General features: G+C 68.8%; 14 protein-coding genes. 6 read left to right on the top strand and 8 right to left on the bottom strand.

What is annotated here, in order from left to right; genetic code table 11:
• Window positions 1-239 precede the first annotated feature (239 nt).
• From ACFPMG_RS08580 to ACFPMG_RS08565, 4 genes are all read left to right on the top strand, one after another.
• On the top strand, window positions 240-1,268 hold the full coding sequence (locus tag ACFPMG_RS08580; protein WP_376994751.1) for an aspartate-semialdehyde dehydrogenase: 1,029 nt from the start codon (window positions 240-242) through the stop codon (window positions 1,266-1,268).
• 166 nt (window positions 1,269-1,434) lie between these two features.
• Window positions 1,435-3,042, top strand: coding sequence for a peptide chain release factor 3 (locus tag ACFPMG_RS08575; RefSeq protein ID WP_376994750.1), 1,608 nt, complete (start codon window positions 1,435-1,437; stop codon window positions 3,040-3,042).
• A 219-nt stretch (window positions 3,043-3,261) separates the two neighbouring features.
• Window positions 3,262-4,839, top strand: a complete 1,578-nt coding sequence (locus ACFPMG_RS08570) for a sensor histidine kinase (protein WP_376994749.1) — start codon at window positions 3,262-3,264, stop codon at window positions 4,837-4,839.
• Window positions 4,832-5,239: a response regulator gene (locus ACFPMG_RS08565; protein ID WP_376994748.1), complete on the top strand. Its 408-nt coding sequence runs from the start codon at window positions 4,832-4,834 to the stop codon at window positions 5,237-5,239. Before ACFPMG_RS08570 ends, ACFPMG_RS08565 begins: the two co-directional genes overlap by 8 nt.
• Before the next feature lie 10 nt (window positions 5,240-5,249).
• On the opposite strand, the gene ACFPMG_RS08560 is transcribed toward ACFPMG_RS08565, so the two are convergent.
• The 8 genes from ACFPMG_RS08560 to ACFPMG_RS08525 form a co-directional block, all read right to left on the bottom strand.
• Window positions 5,250-6,029 carry a LamB/YcsF family protein gene (locus tag ACFPMG_RS08560; protein WP_376994747.1) on the bottom strand — a complete coding sequence of 260 codons (780 nt, stop codon included), beginning with the start codon at window positions 6,027-6,029 and terminating at the stop codon, window positions 5,250-5,252.
• On the bottom strand, window positions 6,026-7,123 hold the full coding sequence (locus ACFPMG_RS08555; protein ID WP_376994746.1) for a 5-oxoprolinase subunit C family protein: 1,098 nt from the start codon (window positions 7,121-7,123) through the stop codon (window positions 6,026-6,028). The genes ACFPMG_RS08560 and ACFPMG_RS08555 overlap by 4 nt, the downstream gene beginning before the upstream one ends.
• Window positions 7,120-7,842 (bottom strand): 5-oxoprolinase subunit PxpB, encoded by a 723-nt coding sequence (pxpB, locus tag ACFPMG_RS08550; protein WP_376994745.1) that lies wholly within the window; start codon window positions 7,840-7,842, stop codon window positions 7,120-7,122. Before pxpB ends, ACFPMG_RS08555 begins: the two co-directional genes overlap by 4 nt.
• 11 nt (window positions 7,843-7,853) lie before the next feature.
• Window positions 7,854-9,155: a TRAP transporter large permease gene (locus ACFPMG_RS08545; protein ID WP_376994743.1), complete on the bottom strand. Its 1,302-nt coding sequence runs from the start codon at window positions 9,153-9,155 to the stop codon at window positions 7,854-7,856.
• Window positions 9,156-9,158: 3 nt separating this feature from the next.
• On the bottom strand, window positions 9,159-9,668 hold the full coding sequence (locus ACFPMG_RS08540; protein WP_376994742.1) for a TRAP transporter small permease: 510 nt from the start codon (window positions 9,666-9,668) through the stop codon (window positions 9,159-9,161).
• 158 nt (window positions 9,669-9,826) lie between these two features.
• Window positions 9,827-10,813, bottom strand: a complete 987-nt coding sequence (locus ACFPMG_RS08535; protein WP_200478972.1) for a TRAP transporter substrate-binding protein — start codon at window positions 10,811-10,813, stop codon at window positions 9,827-9,829.
• Window positions 10,814-10,832: 19 nt separating this feature from the next.
• A complete protein-coding gene (locus ACFPMG_RS08530; protein WP_376994741.1) occupies window positions 10,833-11,678 on the bottom strand; it encodes a putative hydro-lyase in 846 nt (281 codons plus the stop codon).
• A gap of 43 nt (window positions 11,679-11,721) precedes the next feature.
• Window positions 11,722-12,684 carry a LysR family transcriptional regulator gene (locus tag ACFPMG_RS08525; protein WP_119507067.1) on the bottom strand — a complete coding sequence of 321 codons (963 nt, stop codon included), beginning with the start codon at window positions 12,682-12,684 and terminating at the stop codon, window positions 11,722-11,724.
• 163 nt (window positions 12,685-12,847) lie between these two features.
• Between ACFPMG_RS08525 and ACFPMG_RS08520 the strand changes: the two genes are divergently transcribed.
• A complete protein-coding gene (locus tag ACFPMG_RS08520) occupies window positions 12,848-14,032 on the top strand; it encodes an efflux RND transporter periplasmic adaptor subunit (protein WP_376994740.1) in 1,185 nt (394 codons plus the stop codon).
• Window positions 14,029-17,151 (top strand): efflux RND transporter permease subunit, encoded by a 3,123-nt coding sequence (locus ACFPMG_RS08515; protein ID WP_376994739.1) that lies wholly within the window; start codon window positions 14,029-14,031, stop codon window positions 17,149-17,151. The genes ACFPMG_RS08520 and ACFPMG_RS08515 overlap by 4 nt, the downstream gene beginning before the upstream one ends.
• Window positions 17,152-17,265: the final 114 nt, after the last annotated feature.

The raw sequence follows: 17,265 nt of genomic DNA, 5'->3' as shown, positions 1-17,265 counted from the left end.
GGCGCTTTACAAGCCCCGCGCCTTTCGTTTATCTACCAAGTTATGAATCGCTCGCTCGCCATCACCACCACCACTACCAAAACGACCCGCTCCGGCGGGCCGTCGGATGGTGGCGTGCGTTGATCGAGTAAGACGCTTCACCCACCACGAAGGCCCCGCCGGACACGGACGGGGCCTTGGTGCATCCGGGGCCGCCGTCCACGCTCGATCCGGGCAAGACCAAAGGACGGACCACACCCATGAGCACCTCTTCCCCTTCTCCCCGCCGCGTCGCCATCGTCGGTGCCACGGGCGCCGTCGGCCGCGAGATGGTCGATGTTCTTCACCGCCGTTCGTTCCCGGTCGCGGAACTCGGCCTGTTCGCGTCGGAGCGCAGCGCCGGCCGCACGGTCGAGACCCCGTTCGGCGAGAAGACCCTCGTGGCGTTCGACGTCGAGAAGGTGAAGGGCTACGACATCGTCCTGCTCGCCGTGTCCGGCGATTTCGCCAAGGAGCACGCGCCGGCCATCGCCGCGGGCGGGGCGCTGGTGATCGACAACTCCTCGGCCTTCCGCTACGACGACAACGTCCCGCTGATCGTGCCGGAGATCAACGCCCACGCCATGGGCGCCATCGAACAGGGCAAGGGGAAGCTGATCGCCAACCCGAACTGCACGACCGCCATCGCCGTCGTGGCGCTCGGGCCCCTGCACAAGGCCTTCGGCCTGAAGCGCGTCATCGTCTCCACCTATCAGGCGACCAGCGGCGCCGGTGCGGAGGGCATGGCCGAGCTTGAGGAGCAGACCCGCAACCAGCTCGACGGCAAGCCGGTCGTCAACAGCGTGTTCCGCCACCCGATCCCCTTCAACCTGATCCCCCAGATCGACGCCTTCCAGGAGAACGGCTACACGAAGGAGGAGATGAAGGTGACCTGGGAGACCCGGAAGATCCTGGAGATCCCGGACCTGCCGGTGAGCTGCACCGCCGTGCGCATCCCGACCTACCGCGCCCATTCCGAGGCGATCACGGTCGAGACGCTGTCGCCGGTGACCCCGGACGCCGCCCGCGCCGTTCTGGCCGACGCGCCGGGCGTGGTGGTGAAGGACGTGCCGGTGGACGGCGTCTACCCGATGCCGCTGAACGCCACCGGCCAGTTCGACGTCGAGGTGGGCCGCATCCGCACCAGCCTGATCTTCGGCGACCACGGCCTCGACCTGTTCGTCTGCGGCGACCAGCTCCTGAAGGGTGCGGCGCTCAACGCCGTCCAGATCGCCGAGCTGAGCCTGTAAGACATCCCGGAACCCTTCATCCCTCCATCCGACGGGTGGGAGGGATGAAGGCTGGAACGGGCCGGTCTTCGCTGCTATCTATAGGTCCGAACGAAGAGGGCCGTGGGGCGTTCCGCCTCCCGGCCCTCTTCGCCGTTGTCTGCACCGCTGAGTTACGGGAACGCGCATGTCCGAGCTTCTGGACGCTGTTTCCCGGCGTCGAACCTTCGCGATCATCGCGCACCCCGACGCCGGCAAGACCACCCTCACCGAAAAGCTGCTGCTGTTCGGCGGCGCCATCCAGATGGCCGGCGCCGTGAAGGCCCGCGGCGAGCAGCGCCGCGCCAAGTCGGACTGGATGAAGGTGGAGCGCGAGCGCGGCATTTCCGTGACCGCATCCGTCATGACCTTCGATTACGAGGGGCGCACCTTCAACCTGCTGGACACGCCGGGCCACGAGGACTTCTCGGAGGACACCTACCGGACGCTGACCGCGGTGGACAGCGCCGTCATGGTGATCGACGGCGCGAAGGGCATCGAGAGCCAGACCTTGAAGCTGTTCGAGGTCTGCCGTCTGCGCGACGTGCCCATCGTGACCTTCTGCAACAAGATGGACCGCGAGGCCCGCGACCCCTTCGACCTCATTTCCGAGATCGAAAGCTCGCTGGCGTTGGAGGTTACTCCGGCGAGCTGGCCCATCGGCATGGGCCGCGACTTCCTGGGCTGCTACGACCTGATCCGCGACCGCCTTATCCTGATGGACCGCACCAAGGGCGACGAGATCGACGACGGCATCGAGTGCAACGGCCTCGACGACCCGCGCCTCGACGAGCTTCTGCCGGACCACGCGGTGGCAAAGCTGCGCGAGGAGGTGGAGATGGCCCGCGGGCTGATGCCGCCCTTCGACTTGGAAGCCTATCGTGCCGGCCATCTGACGCCGATCTATTTCGGCTCGGCGATCAACAACTTCGGCGTGCGCGAGCTTCTCCAGGGCTTGGCCGAGAACGCCCCGCCGCCGCGCCCACAGCCGGCGGAGCAGCGCTCGGTCCAGCCGGACGAGGGCAAGTTCAGCGGCTTCGTGTTCAAGGTCCAGGCCAACATGGACCCCAACCACCGCGACCGCATCGCCTTCGTGCGCATCTGCTCGGGAAAGTTCAAGCGCGGGGCCAAGCTAAAGCATGTCCGGTCGGGCAAGCTGATGGCGGTGAACAACGCCGTGCTGTTCCTGGCCCGCGACCGCGAACTGGCGGAAGAGGCGTGGCCCGGCGACATCATGGGCATCCCCAACCACGGCAGCTTGCGCATCGGCGACACGCTGACCGAGGGCGAGGATCTGCGCTTCACCGGCGTGCCGAGCTTCGCGCCGGAACTGCTCCAGCGCGTCCGTCTGGAAGACCCGATGCGCGTGAAGCACCTGCGCAAGGCGCTGGAGCATTTCGCGGAGGAGGGTGCCTCGCAGGTGTTCAAGCCGCTGACCGGAGCGGACTGGGTGGTCGGCGTGGTCGGCCAGCTGCAGTTCGAGGTTCTGGCCGCCCGCATCGAGGCGGAATACGGCCTCGCCGCCCGCTTCGAGGGGGCCGGCGTGGACGCCGCCCGCTGGATCGAGACGGACGACGAGGACCAGCTCAAGAAGTTCCTGGACCTCAACCGCTCGGCGGCGGCAGAGGACCATGACGGGGCGTTGGTGTTCCTGGCCCGCAACGCCTGGCACCTGAACCGCACGCAGGAGGATTTTCCGGCACTGCGCTTCCTGAAGACCCGCGAACAAAACCGCAAGGTGCACACCGCGGCGTAACGCACATCCGAAACCATGCGGAGCGCGCCGACCAAAGGCTGGTATCGCGTTCCGCGTGTTGCCCCGCCCGTCTGATTCGAGTAGCGTTCGCCGATGCAGCCTCCGCGGCATGGTGCCGCAAGGCGTTGTGCTTCAAGGTTTCGGGGCGAGATCAGAGAAACGGCGGCGTTTCCGGACCCGGCTGGGCCGCGGACGGTGAGCGAAAAAAAGAGGGGCGGCATGTTCGGTGGCGTGGAAGCCTTCTTCGACACCAGCGCGTACTTGCCTCACGGCGTGTGCCTGTTCTGGCGTCCGGAAATCCTGACCCTGCACATCGTGTCCGATGTGCTGACCGGCTTGTCCTATTATTCGATCCCGGTGGCGCTGCTTTACTTCGTACTGAAGCGCCGAGACGTCGCCTTCACCTGGATCGTCTGGCTGTTCGCCGCCTTCATTCTGGCCTGTGGCACGACGCATTTCTTCAGCCTGTGGACCTTGTGGTACCCTGACTACGCCGTGGAAGGCATCGTCAAGGCGCTGACCGCGATGGTGTCCGTGCTGACCGCCGTCGCCTTGTGGGTGCAGATGCCCAAGGCCCTCGCCCTGCCCAGCGCCACGCAGCTCGCCGACGCGAACGGAGCCCTTCAGCGCGAGATTGAGATCCGGCGTCAGGCCGAATTGCGCTACGCCAGCTTCTTCAACAATCTGGCGGAGGGGTTGTTCGTCGTCACGGTGCTGCCGGATGGGGACTTCGCCTTCGACACGCTGAACCCCGCCCACGCGCGGGCGACGGGGATCGACCCGGAGACCATCCGCGGCCGGCTGGTCCGTGAGGCCGTTCCGCCGGAAACCGCCAAGGCGGTGATCGAACGCTACAGCGCCTGCGTCGCCGCGAGCGGTCCGATCGATTACGAGGAGACGCTGGACCTTCCCGTCGGACGGCGAACCTGGCACACCGTTCTGGTGCCGGTGCGCGGCGCGGAGGGGCGGGTGGTCCAGATTTTGGGCAGCTCCCGCGACATCACCGACCGCAAGAGGCTTCAGGAGGAACTGGTCCAGACCTCCAAGCTGGCGACGCTGGGCACGCTCGCCGCCGGCATGGCCCATGAGATGAGCCAGCCCCTGAACATCATCCGGATCTGGGCGGAGAACGCCCTGTCGCGCCTGCGCGACGGCGACACCGACACCGCGCGCCTGGACAAGGTGCTGACCATCATGTCGGAACAGGCGGAGCGCATGGGCCGCATCATCGACCATATGCGCACCTTCAGCCGCCGCGACGGCGCCACCCAGCGCTTCGACCCTGCGGCCAGCGTCCGTTCCTCCGTCGAGCTGGTGACCAACCAGTTCGCCTTGGAGAACATCGAGGTCTTGAGCGACGTCCCGGCCATCGACTGCGTCACGCGCGGTCGCCCGCTGCAATTGGAGCAGGTGCTGGTCAATCTGCTGTCCAACGCGCGCGACGCCATTCTGGAATGGCGCGCAGACCCCGACGGGTCGCCCGCCGCCGGGCGGATCGCCGTTGGGATGCGCTGCGACCTGACCGCCGGCCGGGCTGTCATCACCATCACCGACGATGGCGGCGGCATCGATCCGGACATTCTGCCGCGCATCTTCGACCCCTTCTTCACGACCAAGGAGGTCGGGAAAGGGTCCGGCCTCGGCCTGTCCATCGGCTATGGCATCGTCGATTCCATGGGCGGGCGGATCGACGCGGCGAACGTGACCCATGACGATGGAAGCCGCGGCGTCCGTTTCACCATCACCGTGCCGGTGTCCCATCCCTCCGTTCAGGACGTGGAGCGCGCTCATGCCTGACCCCGTCACCGCTCCGTTGCATGTTCTGGTGGCCGAGGACGAAGCCTTGGCCGCGATGGCGCTGGAGGATTTCCTGTCCCGCAAGGGATACCGGGTGACTCTGGCCCAGGACGGCCAGGAGGGGCTGGAGCGCTACAGCGCCGACCCCGCCGACCTCGTCATCACCGATCTGCGCATGCCGCGGATGGACGGCCGCGCCCTGATCCGCGAGCTGCGGATCAGGGCCGCCGGGCTGCCGATCCTGGTGATGACCGGCTTCCTGTCGATGGAGGCGGGAGAAGACGACCTGACCGCCGATCGCTGGCAGCCGTTGGTGGTGCTGCGCAAGCCGGTCAGCCCGCAGATCATCCTGGACACGCTCGCCAGCCTCGCCCAGGCGGCGAAGCTGCGGCCCGCATGACCGCAGCGCGTTAGAAACGGTCCCGCAGCTCCGGCAGCGGAACGATGCGGACCCCCTTGGCCTCCAGCGTGCGGCGCAGGTTGCCGGCCATGGCGACAGCGCTCGGCTCGTCGCCGTGGACACAGACGGAATGGACGGTGCAGGGAATGCGCGTGCCGGTGACCGACAGGATCACGCCCTCCTCCAGCATGCGCAGGACGTTGGCCGCCGCCATGTCCGGGTCGTGGACCATCGCGCCGGGCTGGCCGCGCGGCACGAGGTTTCCGTTGTCGTCGTAGGCGCGGTCGGCGAAGACCTCCTCCGCCGTGGGCAGGCCCAGCGTGCGCCCGGCCCGCGCCATCTCCGAGCCGGCGGTGGCGAGGTAGATCAGCGAGGGATCGACGCCCTTGATCGCCCGCCCGATCGCCAGGGCCAACCCCTCGTCCACCGCCGCCATGTTGTTCAGCGCGCCGTGCGCCTTCACATGGGTGACCGTGCCGGCGGCGCCGGCGGCGATGCCCATCAGGGCCCCGATCTGATAAGCCACCATCGCCTCCACCTCGGCCGCCGACATCCGCAGGGGGCGGCGCCCGAAGCCCTGGAGGTCGGGGTAGGAGGGGTGGGCGCCCAGGCTGACACCCTTCGCCACCGCGTTCCGGACGGTCCGGGTCATCACCAGCGGGTCGCCGGCGTGGAAGCCACAGGCGATGTTGGCGGAAGCGACGATGCCCAGCATGGAGTCGTCGTCGCCGATGTCGTAGGCGCCGAAGCCCTCGCCCAGGTCGGCGTTCAGGTTCACGGTGATGGTCATGGTGCCCTCCCGCACATCTGTTCTTGGTTCAGGATGTCGCCGTTGCCGTTGACGATGTCGACGACCCCGGACACGAGGTTCTCCGCGTAGAGCGCCTCCAGATCGACGCCGCCAGCCGGGCGCACCGGACGGATGGCGCGGACCCAGGCGGCGATGGTCTGCTCCTGGCGCCGCCGGATGGCCTCCGCCTCCTCCACCGTGACGGCGCGGAAGCTCAGGGCGCCGCCGGGGCTCAGCCGGCCGACGCGGGGCAGGTCGGCGGAGATCACCGTGGCGATCTTGGCGTAGCCGCCGGCCGTCTGGTGGTCGTTCAGCAGAAGAATCGGCTGGCCGTTGCCCGGCACCTGGATGGAGCCGGTGACCAGCCCGTCCGACGGGATGTCGGCGGAGCCGGTGTGGGCCAGCGTCGGCCCGTCGAGCCGCAGGCCCATGCGGTCGGCGTCCTTGCCGACGCGGTAGGTGGCCGACAGGAAGGTCTCCACGGCCTCCGCCGTGAAGCGGTCATCCTGCGGGCCGAGCACCACCCGCACCGGCCCGCCGCCATAGTCCGGCGGTTCCGGCAACTCCATGTCGGCACCCGGCGGGGCGTCGTTTCGGTTGAGCGGCAGGCGCGTCCCGTCGCCCAGCGGCTTGCCGCCGAGCGGCCCGATGCCGGCGCGCACGTAGATGGAGAGGCTGCCCAGGAACGGCTCCAGCGCGAAGCCGCCGGCCACCGTCAGGTAGGCAACCGCCGCCCCGGTGACGGCGCCCAGCTTCAGCACGTCGCCGCGCGCCAGCGTGTGGCTGCGGTGGGATTCCAGCGGCTGGGGCGATTGCCCATCGCGCTCCAGGCTCAGCGCCATCGGGCCGACGACGGCGACGCGCACGCCGTCGGCCTCCACCTTCAGCGCCGGACCGAGCAGGGCGATCTCCACCCCCGCGGTGCCCGGCGGGTTGCCGACCAGCGCGTTGGCGAGGCGCAGGGCGATGGGGTCGAGCGCGCCGGCCACCGGCATGCCGAGTTCCTGATGACCGAAGCGGCCGAGGTCCTGGATGGTGGCGAACAGCCCCGGCCGGACGACGGTGAGGCAGGGCGCAAGGGCGGGCGTGCTCATGGCGCGGCCCTCAGCGTGTCGGGATCGAAGCGTCCCGCTGCGGCCTCGGCCGACAGCGCGTCGAAGCGGGCGCGGTCCACCGCCTCGAAGCGCACCCGGTCGCCTGCGGCCAGCAGGACCGGGGAAGGGCGGGCGCCATCGTAGAGCGGCACCGGGCAACGCCCGATCAGGTGCCAGCCGCCGGGGCTCTCCCATGGGTAGACAGTGGTCAGCCGCCCGGCGGTCGCGACCGACCCCGCCGGTACGCGGACCCGCGGCTCGCTGCGCCGTGGCTTCTCCATCTCCGCCGGCAAGTCGCCCATGTAGGCGAAGCCCGGCATGAAGCCCAGCATGTAGACGAAATACTCGGTCGATCCGTGGAGAGCGATCAGCCGCTCCGCCGACAGGCCGAGCGAGGCGGACAGCTCCGCGAGGTCCGGGCCGAACTCCGGGTCGTAGCAGACGGGCAGCCGCCACAGGCTGCCTTCGACCGGGGCGTCCCCGGCATGGGCGAGTTCCGCCTCGACGGCGGCCTGGACCTCCCGGCGGCTGGTGACCGCCGGGTCGTAGACGACCTGGAGCGAACGGAAGGTCGGCACCGTCTCCACCAGACCCGGCGGGGCGGCAGCCTTCAGCCGGGCGTGCAGAGCCATGACGCGGGCGTTGGTCGGGCGGTCGATGCCCTCGCCGAACTCCACGTTGAAGGCCGTGTCGCCCGCCGTGGTGAAACGGACGTCCATGATGCCGCTCCTCACCCGATCATCAGCGAGGGCAGCCACGACACCATGCCCGGGAAGATCCAGAGCAGGGCCACCATGACGATCATCATCAGGAAGAAGGGCAGGCTGGCCTTGGCGATGGTGAAGATGTTCTTGCCCGTCATCGACTGCAGGACGAACAGGTTGAAGCCCACCGGCGGGGTGATCTGGGCCATCTCCACCACGATGATGATGTAGATGCCGAACCACAGCAGGTCGATCCCGGCGTTCTGCACCATCGGCAGGATGACCGAGGTGGTCAGCACGACCATCGAGATGCCGTCGAGGAAGCAACCCATGACGATGAAGAACAGCGTCAGCACGACCAGCAGCGACGCGGTGGAGAGCTGCATGGAGGTGATCCACTCCGCCAGCAGGCGCGGGATGCCGGTGTAGCCCATGGCGACCGTCAGGAAGGCCGCCCCTGCCAGGATGAAGCCGATCATGCAGGAGGTGTGCGCGGCACCCAACACGCTGTCGCGGAAGGTCGCCCAGCTCATCGTGCCGGTGACCAGCGCCAGCAGCAGCGATCCCAGAACGCCGATGCCTGCGGCCTCCGTCGGCGTGGCTATGCCCGCGTAGATGGAGCCGAGCACGCCGGCGATCAGCAGCATGACCGGGATCAGCGACCCGGTATCGCGGATCTTCTCCGTGAAGCTCTGGTGCGCCTCCCGCGGAGGCACGCGGTCGGGGTTCAGAAGCGACCAGCCGCCGACATAGAGCATGAACAAGCCGGTCAGCACGATGCCTGGGATGACGCCGGCGATGAACAGCCGGGCGATGGACACGTCCGCCGCCACGCCGTAGACGATCATGATGATCGAGGGCGGGATCAGCAGGCCCAGCGTTCCGGCGCCGGCCAGCGAGCCGACGATCATCATCGGGTCGTAGCCGCGCCGGGTCAGTTCCGGGATGGTCATCCGCCCGATGGTCGCGGCGGTCGCGGCGGAGGAGCCGGAGACGGCGGCGAAGATCGTGCAGCCGACGATGTTGACGTGCATCAGCCGTCCCGGCAGCCAGCCCGTCCAGGGCGCCAGCCCCTTGAACATGTCCGACGAGATGCGCGTTCGGAACAGGATCTCGCCCATCCAGATGAACAGGGGCAGGGCGGTCAGGGTCCAGCTCGTGCTGGCGCCCCAGATGTTGGTCGCCATGACCATGCCGACGGGGCGGGTGGTGAACAGCGCCATGGCGACGAAGCCGACGCCGGCGAGCGCCAGGGCCACCCAGATGCCGGTCCCCAGCATCAGGAGCATCGTCACCACGACGACGATGGAAGCGGTTGTCTGGTCCATCGGTCAGCCCTCGCTCTGCATGCCGGCGCTTTGATAGGAGGCCTCGCGCCCCCGGATCACCGCCAGCAGGTCGTCGAGGAAGGCGATCACAAGGATCACCAGCCCAACGGCCATGGCGGCCTGCGGAATCCACAGCGGAATGGGCAGCACGCCCTGTCCCAGATCGCCGAAATCGTAGGAATCGTACGTCATGCGCAGCCAGTACCACGCGAAATAGCCGCTCAGCGCCGTGCCGAAGCCGAGGCAGACCAGTTCCACGACACGGCGGGGGCCGCCGCGCAGCCGGTCGACCAGCACGCCGACGCGAATGTGCGCGCCGCGGCGCAGCGCCGGACCGAGCATGAGGAAGAAGGAGGCGGCCATGCAGTAGCCGGCCAGCTCGTCGGCTCCCGGCACCATGCGGTTGGCCAGCCGGGCGAAGACCTGGGACACGATCAGCACGGCGATCAGCACCAGGAACACCGCGCCCAGGATCTCGGCGGCGCGGTAAAGGAAGGTCAATGCGGTGCGCATGGCGCGACCACCTCCGGGTAGGGCGGGCGGGATATTTTTTTGGTGGTGGGCGTATTGCCCCCACCCCGGCCCTCCCCCGCTAACGCAGGGGAGGGAGTTTAAATCCCCTCCCCTGCGAAGCGGGAGAGGGTTAGGGTGGGGGCCAGCGTCGCCGCCGCTTACTTCCGGAAGGCCGAAATGATCGCCTCGCCGTCGGCGCCGGCGGCCTTGGTCCACTCGTCGGTCATCGTCTTGCCGATGGCGGCGAAGCCGTCCTTGATCGCCGGGGACGGGGTCAGCACCTTCATGCCGTTGCCGGACAGCGTCTGGTTCAGCTCCGCCGTCTTCTTCTCCCACTCGGTCCAGCCGGTGGCCTCGGCCTTGGCGGCGGCCTGCTCGACGGCCTTCTTCGTGGCGTCGTCCAGGCCCTTCCAGACCTCGGTGCTGACGAACACCATGTTGCGCGGCAGCCAGGCCTGCACGTCGTAATAGACGTTCACGAAGTCCCACGCCTTGGTGTCGACGCCGGTGGCGGCGGAGGTCATCATCGCGGTGACGATGCCGGTGCCGAAGGCCTGCGACACCTCGGCGGCCTCGATCTTGGTCGGCACGGCGCCGGCCAGTTCGGCGATGCGGGTGGTGGCCGGGTTGTAGGCGCGGAACTTCTGCCCCTTCAGGTCGGCGACGGAGGCGATCTCCTGCTTCACGTAGAGGCCCTGCGGCGGCCACGGGATCGAGTAGAGGAGCTTCAGGCGCTGACGCTCCAGCTTCTTCTCCAGATAGGGCTTCGACGCCTCGTAGAGCTTCTTCGAGGCGGCGAAGTCGGTCGCCAGGAAGGGCACGGAATCGAGGCCGTAGAGCGGGTCCTCGTTCGCCCAGGAGCTGATGAGGACCTCGCCGATCTGCGCCTGGCCCGACTGGACGGCGCGCTTGATCTCCGGATGCTTGACCAGCGAGCCGTTGGAATGGACGGTGATCTGGATCTTGCCGTTGGTCGCCGCCTTCACGTCCTCGGCGAACTGGCGCACCGTGATGGTGTGCAGGTTCGTGTCGGGATAGGGGGTCGGCATGTCCCAGGTCTCGGCGAAGGCCGCGACCGGGGTGGCGCAGAGGCCGATGCCGAAGGCGGCGGCGGCGAGGCGGGTCCGCAGGGTGATCGCGGTCATGTGATGAAGCTCCCTGTTCTTATCGGAAAAGTTGCGCGACCGAAGGGGACACGCCCTCCAGCTCGGCGTTCAGCCGGTCGGTGACCAGCATGTGGCCGGGGCTGTGGGCGATGGCGAAGGGCAGGCGGGCGGCGGCGAGCGCCACCTGGGGGGTGACCCCGCAGGCCCAGAAGACGGGGACCTCGCCGGGGGCGAGCGGAACGGCGTCGCCAAACTCCGGCTGCGACAGGTCGCGGATGCCGAGTGCGGCCGGGTCGCCGATGTGGACCGGCGCGCCGTGGACGGCGGCGTAGCGCCCGGTCACCGCGGCGGCGCGCTCGGCCTGGGCGGGCGTCATCGGACGCATCGACACCACCATGCGCCCGGCGAAGGGCGGAACGGCCACGCAGTCCCGGTCGGTCACGTACATCGGCACGTTGCAGCCGCGCTCGATGTGGCGGACCGGCAGGCCGGCGGCGAGCAGCGCCTCCTCGAAGGAGAAGGAGCAGCCGATGGCGAAGGCGACCAGATCGTCGCGCCAGACCGACAGCAGGTCCTCCGGCTCCTCCGCCAGCCGGCCGTCGCGGTAGACGCGGTAGCGCGGGAAGTCGGTGCGCAGGTCGAGGTCCGCGCCCAGCTCCGCGAAGCGGTGATCGCCGGGCCGCGACACGGCGAGCAGCGGGCAGGGCACCGGGTTGGCGCGGCAGAAGCGCTCGAAGGCGGGGGCCACTTCGGCGGGGACGATGGCGAGGTTCGCCTGAACATGGCCGGGCGCCAGCCCGGCGGTCGGCCCGCGATGCTCCCCCCGGCGGATCGCCAGACGCGCCAGCAGGGCGGCGGACGCGGCGCCGGTCGGAGACGGGGTGCTTGGGGTCACGGACTGCATGGCCGGCAAAACCTCGGTGACCGAACTGTTGTGTCCTAAGGGTTCACGCATCGGACCGATCCGTCAAATTTTCATTTTGGATCGTTTGCGATAAACGGCGTTTATCGGTCGGCGCCCCGTGCCGCTGCGCCCGCACAATCTCCAAGGCCATATCCGCCACGATGGGCACCAGCGGGTTGTCGCTGTCCACCGGGTGGCAGATGGTGAAGTCGAGGTCGGGCAGCGGGTCCTCCGCCGGGATCAGCCGCAGCAACCCTTCCGCCAGTTCACGCTCGATCACCGCGGGCGGGATGGCGCTGATGCCGATGCCGTCCAGGGTCATCCGCACGATGCTGGCGAGCGAGCTGTTGCCATAGAAGCGCAGCGGCGGCAGGCCGGGCCGCTTGAACATCTGCTGGATGGCCACCGACGGCTTGGTTTGCCGGGAAAAGGTGATGACGGGGTAGCGCGCCAGATCGGCCAGCCCCAGCCGTCCGGCGGGCAGGTCCAGCGAGGGGCTGGCCACCCAAGCCATGGGGTAGCTGCTCAGCGCCTCGTTGCGCATGTCCGGCTCGGCCACCGGCCCCAGCATGAAGGCGATGTCGAGGTCGTGCGCCAGCAGCCCGTTGCGCAGATGGATGGAGGTGTCCACCTCGATCTCCAGGCTGACCAGCGGGAAGCGGTTGTGCAGCCGCTCGATCAGGCGGCTCAGCCAGGTGTGGACGATGGTTTCCGCCACCCCCAGCCGGATCAGCCCGCGCAGGGTCGTCGATTCGGCGACCGCATGCACCAGCTCGGCCTGAAGCGTCAGCATCCGCTCGGCGTGGTCCAGCAACTCCATGCCCTTCAGCGTCAGCGTCACCCGCCGCGTGCCACGGTTGAACAGCTGGACGCCCAACTCCTTTTCCAGCTGGGCGATGCGGGCGGAGATGGCGGGCTGGGTGGTGTTCAGCCGTCCCGCCGCGGCGCGGAAGCCGCCCAAACGGGCGATCCACACGAAGGCTTCCAAATTCTTTAGGTCCAGCATCGCCGAATCGCTCCGCAGCCCATACCCGCTGTTACAGTCTGTTACCAAATGGCTGTAGGATGGACATTAACCTGCAAAGCCTCTCCTGCGATAATGGGCCGCATTGCCTTATGGCGGGATGGCGCGCTCCGGCCGGACCGGGCAGCCCCACCGGGAGTTCGATGTGACGAAACGCATAGCGCTGTTTGCGCTTCTGCTGGCCGCGCTGATGGGCGGCGGTTACTGGTACACGCATCGGGCGGGCGGGGCCGACGCGCAAACGGCGAAGGCCGCCGCCCCGGCCGGACCGCGCGCCCTCCCGGTGGTCATCCGCACGGTTGAGCAGCGCGCGGTGCCGGAGCGGCTGGGCACCATCGGCTCGGTCCAGCCGGTGGCCGCCATCGCCATCAAGGCGCGCGTCGATTCGGTGGTCGAGACGGTCCATTTCACCGAGGGGCAGGAGGTGAAGGCGGGCGACCTGCTGTTCACCCTCGACTCCCGCGCGCTGGAGGCGCAGCTCCGCCAGGCCCAGGCCAATCTGGAGCGCGACCGCGCCAACCTCGACAAGGCGCGCGGCGACGTGAAGCGGTACGAGCAGCTCGTCCGCTCCAACACCGTCGCCCGTCAGCAGTACGACGCCGCGGTGGCCGCCGCCGACGCGCTGGAGGCCACGGTGAAGGCCGGGCAGGCGGCCATCGAGGCGGCCAAGGTCTCGCTCAGCTTCACCCGCATCGCCGCCCCCATGGACGGGCGCACCGGTGCGGTGAACGCCAAGCCCGGCACGATGGTCCGCGCGGCGGACGCCACGCCGCTGGTCACGCTGACCCAGCTCCGCCCGATCACCGTCGCCTTCAACGTGCCGGAACGCCACCTGCCGACCATCCGCGCGGCGATGGAGACGAGCAAGCTGTCCGTCACCGCCGGCATCCCCGGCGCCGCCGTGCCGCCCGCCGAGGGCGTCCTGAACTTCGTGGACAGCCAGGTCGACCAGCAGACCGGCACGATTCTGGTGAAGGGCCAGTTCGAAAACGCCGACACGCGGCTGTGGCCCGGCCAGTTCGTCGACGTGGTCCTGACCCTGCGGGTCGAGCCGCAGGCGCTGACGCTGCCGGAGGAGGCGGTGCAGACCGGCCAGCAGGGCCGTTTCGTCTATGTGGTCAAGCCCGACGACACGGTGGAGATCCGCAATGTCACCGTGGCGCGCAGCCAGGAGGGCACCGCCGTCATCGCCGACGGGGTGCAGGCCGGTGAGCGCGTGGTGGTCGACGGCCAGTCTCGCCTCTATCCCGGCGCCAAGGTCGCCGCCGCCAAGAACGGCGGCAAGGATGGCACCAACGGCAAGGCTCCGCTCACCGGAGGCGCGTCATGACCCTCTCGGAACTGTGCATCCGCCGTCCGGTGATGACCATCCTGCTGACGGCGGCGCTGGTTCTGGGGGGCCTCGCCGCCTACCGCCAACTGCCCGTCGCGGCGCTGCCGCGGGTGGATTTCCCGGTCATCAACGTCTCCGCCACGCTGCCCGGCGCCAGCCCGGAAACCATGGCGGCGTCCGTCGCCAGCCCGCTGGAGCGTGAGTTCTCGACCATCGCCGGCATCGACACGATCACCTCGACGTCGAGCCTCGGCAACACCTCGATCACCATCCAGTTCGTCCTGGAGCGCGACATCGACGCCGCCGCCCAGGACGTGCAGGCGGCCATTGCCCGCACCCAGCGCCGCCTGCCGGCGGAGATGACCACCGCGCCCAGCTACCGCAAGGTGAACCCGGCCGACCAGCCGGTGCTGATGCTGGCGCTCTCCTCGCCGACGCTGACCCTGTCGGCGCTGAACGACTTCGCGGAAACCGCGGTCCAGCCCAAGGTCGCCACGCTGCCGGGCGTCGCCCAGGTGCAGATCTACGGCGCGCAGAAATACGCCGTGCGCGTCCAGGTGGACCCCAACGCGCTGGCCGTGCGCGGCATCGGCATCGACGAGCTTCAAAAGTCGCTGGCCGCCGCCAACGCCAACACGCCGGTCGGCACGCTGTCCGGCGCCAAGCAGCAGCTCGTGCTGGCCGCCAACCCGCAGCTACCCGACGCAGACGCCTTCCGCGGTCTGATCGTCGCCTACCGCAACGGCGCCCCGGTCCGGCTGGGCGATGTGGCGAACGTCTTGGACAGCGTCGAGAACGCCCGCACGGCGAGCTGGCACAACGGCACCCGCGCCATCGTCATGGCCGTGCAGCGCCAGCCCGACGCCAACACGGTGGACGTGGTCGACCGGGTGCGCAATCTGCTGCCCACCTTCCGCGCGCAGCTTCCGCCCAGCGCGAAGGTGGAGGTGGTGAACGACCGCTCCACCTCGATCCGCGAGGCGGTGGAGGACGTGCAGTTCACACTGGGCCTGACCATCGCGCTGGTCGTTCTGGTCATCTTCCTGTTCCTGCGCCGCCTGACGGCGACGATGATCCCGGCGCTGACCGTGCCGATCTCGCTGATCGCGACGGCGGGCGGGATGCATCTGATGGGCTTCTCCATCGACAACATTTCGCTGATGGCGCTGACGCTGGCGGTCGGCCTCGTCGTCGACGACGCCATCGTGATGATGGAGAACATCGTCCGCTACGTCGAGGAGGGCATGCCGCCCTTCGAGGCGGCCCTCAAGGGCTCGCGCGAGATCGGCTTCACCATCATCTCGATCACCGTGTCGCTGGTGGCCGTCTTCATCCCGATCCTGCTGATGGGCGGGGTGGTCGGGCGCGTCTTCCACGAGTTCGCGCTGGTGGTGACCATGGCGATCAGCGCCTCGGCCTTCGTGGCGCTGACGCTGACGCCGATGATGTGCGCGCGCCTGCTGACCCACGAACCGCATGGCGCCAAGGAGGGCTGGTTCGGCCGCGTCCTGGAGGGCGGGTTCAGCGCGCTGCACCGCGGCTACGCCGTGACCCTGCGGCTGGCGCTGAGGCACCGGCCGGTGATGGGCCTCGTCATGATCGCGACGGTGGTGGGCTCCGCCCTGCTGTTCCAGGCGATTCCCAAGGGCTTCTTCCCGACCGAGGACATCGGCCAGATCACCGTCTCGACGGAAGCCGCGCCCGACATCTCCTTCCCGGCCATGGCCGAACGGCAGCAGGAGGTGGCGCGGATCATCAAGGCCCATCCGGCGGTGGCGGACATGACCTCGTCCGTCGCCATCGGCGGCAATTCGGTCAACACCGGCCGCATGTTCGTCGTGCTGAAGCCGCGCGCCGAGCGGCCGCCGGCCGGTGAGGTGATCCAGCAGCTCCGCCGCCAGCTCGCCGGCATACCCGGCATGGCGGTCTACATGCAGCCGGTGCAGAATCTGCGCATCGGCGGACGTTCGTCCAAGAACGAGTTCCAGTACACCATCCAGGGCCTGAACACGGAGGAGCTGTACGCCTGGTCCGCAAGGCTGGAGCGGGCGATGCACGATATCCCGATCCTGCAGGACGTGACCAGCGACCTCCAGCTCAACAGCCCGCAGGCCTATGTGCATGTGGACCGCGAAAAGGCGGCGACGCTGGGGATCGGCGTCGATCAGGTGCGCTCCACCCTCTACAGCGCCTTCGGCCAGCGGCAGGTCTCGACGATCTACACGCCGACCAACGACTATCAGGTGCTGATCGAGTTGGCGCCGAAGTACCAGCAGGACGACAACGCGCTGTCGCGAATCTATGTGCGCTCCGGCTCCGGCAAGCTGGTGCCGCTGGACGCCTTCGCCAGCGTGCAGCGCACCGCCGGGCCGCTGACGGTCAACCATCAGGGCCAACTTCCCGCCGTCACCCTGTCCTTCAACGTGGCGCCCGGCCATTCGCTGGGCGAGGCGGTGAACGCCGTCCGGCAGGCGGAGACGGAGATGGCCCTGCCGCCGGGCATCACCACCGGCTTCGCCGGCACCGCCCAGGTCTTCGAGGATGCGCAGAAGAGCCAGGGGTTGCTGCTGCTCGCCGCGGTGCTGGTGATCTACATCGTGCTTGGCGTGCTGTACGAGAGCTTCATCCACCCGCTGACCATCCTGTCCGGCCTGCCGTCCGCGGCCATCGGGGCGCTCGCCACGCTGATGGTGTTCGGGCAGGAGCTGAGCGTCATCGCGATCATCGGCATCCTGATGCTGATCGGCATCGTGAAGAAGAACGCGATCATGATGATCGACTTCGCCATCGACGCGCAGCGCAACCAGGGCATGACCGCGCGCGAGGCGATCGAGCAGGCCTGCCTGCTGCGCTTCCGCCCGATCATGATGACGACCATGGCGGCGATCATGGGCACCCTGCCCATCGCCGTCGCCCACGGCGCCGCCGCGGAGCTTCGCCAGCCGCTCGGCCTCGCGGTGGTCGGCGGCCTGTGCGTGTCGCAGATCCTGACGCTCTACATCACGCCGGTGCTGTTCCTTTACATGGAGGACGCCGGCAACGCCGTCTCCCGCCTGTGGAAGCGCCGTCACGGAGCCGCCCCGGAGGCGCCGCACCCGGTGCCGGGGGCTGAATGAGATCTCCACATGGTTGTTTTCCCTCTCCCCTCCGGGGAGAGGGTTAGGGTGAGGGGGTTGCGCGTGGTGATGCGTCCGGCACAAGCGCAACCCCCTCACCGGCCCTCCGGGCCA

The sequence above is a fragment of the Azospirillum himalayense genome, assembly GCF_042657465.1.
GTDB classification, from domain to species: domain Bacteria; phylum Pseudomonadota; class Alphaproteobacteria; order Azospirillales; family Azospirillaceae; genus Azospirillum; species Azospirillum himalayense.
Note: the sequence above shows the minus strand (reverse complement) of the source record. Positions and strands in the feature narration are given on the sequence as shown.

Excerpts from the sequence above, each read along its gene's own strand:
- ACFPMG_RS08580 (WP_376994751.1), top strand. The coding sequence starts at position 240 with ATGAGCACCTCTTCCCCTTCTCCCCGCCGCGTCGCCATCGTCGGTGCC.
- ACFPMG_RS08575 (WP_376994750.1), top strand. The coding sequence starts at position 1,435 with ATGTCCGAGCTTCTGGACGCTGTTTCCCGGCGTCGAACCTTCGCGATC.
- ACFPMG_RS08570 (WP_376994749.1), top strand. The coding sequence starts at position 3,262 with ATGTTCGGTGGCGTGGAAGCCTTCTTCGACACCAGCGCGTACTTGCCT.
- ACFPMG_RS08565 (WP_376994748.1), top strand. The coding sequence starts at position 4,832 with ATGCCTGACCCCGTCACCGCTCCGTTGCATGTTCTGGTGGCCGAGGAC.
- ACFPMG_RS08560 (WP_376994747.1), bottom strand. The coding sequence starts at position 6,029 with ATGACCATCACCGTGAACCTGAACGCCGACCTGGGCGAGGGCTTCGGC.
- ACFPMG_RS08555 (WP_376994746.1), bottom strand. The coding sequence starts at position 7,123 with ATGAGCACGCCCGCCCTTGCGCCCTGCCTCACCGTCGTCCGGCCGGGG.
- pxpB (WP_376994745.1), bottom strand. The coding sequence starts at position 7,842 with ATGGACGTCCGTTTCACCACGGCGGGCGACACGGCCTTCAACGTGGAG.
- ACFPMG_RS08545 (WP_376994743.1), bottom strand. The coding sequence starts at position 9,155 with ATGGACCAGACAACCGCTTCCATCGTCGTCGTGGTGACGATGCTCCTG.
- ACFPMG_RS08540 (WP_376994742.1), bottom strand. The coding sequence starts at position 9,668 with ATGCGCACCGCATTGACCTTCCTTTACCGCGCCGCCGAGATCCTGGGC.
- ACFPMG_RS08535 (WP_200478972.1), bottom strand. The coding sequence starts at position 10,813 with ATGACCGCGATCACCCTGCGGACCCGCCTCGCCGCCGCCGCCTTCGGC.
- ACFPMG_RS08530 (WP_376994741.1), bottom strand. The coding sequence starts at position 11,678 with ATGCAGTCCGTGACCCCAAGCACCCCGTCTCCGACCGGCGCCGCGTCC.
- ACFPMG_RS08525 (WP_119507067.1), bottom strand. The coding sequence starts at position 12,684 with ATGCTGGACCTAAAGAATTTGGAAGCCTTCGTGTGGATCGCCCGTTTG.
- ACFPMG_RS08515 (WP_376994739.1), top strand. The coding sequence starts at position 14,029 with ATGACCCTCTCGGAACTGTGCATCCGCCGTCCGGTGATGACCATCCTG.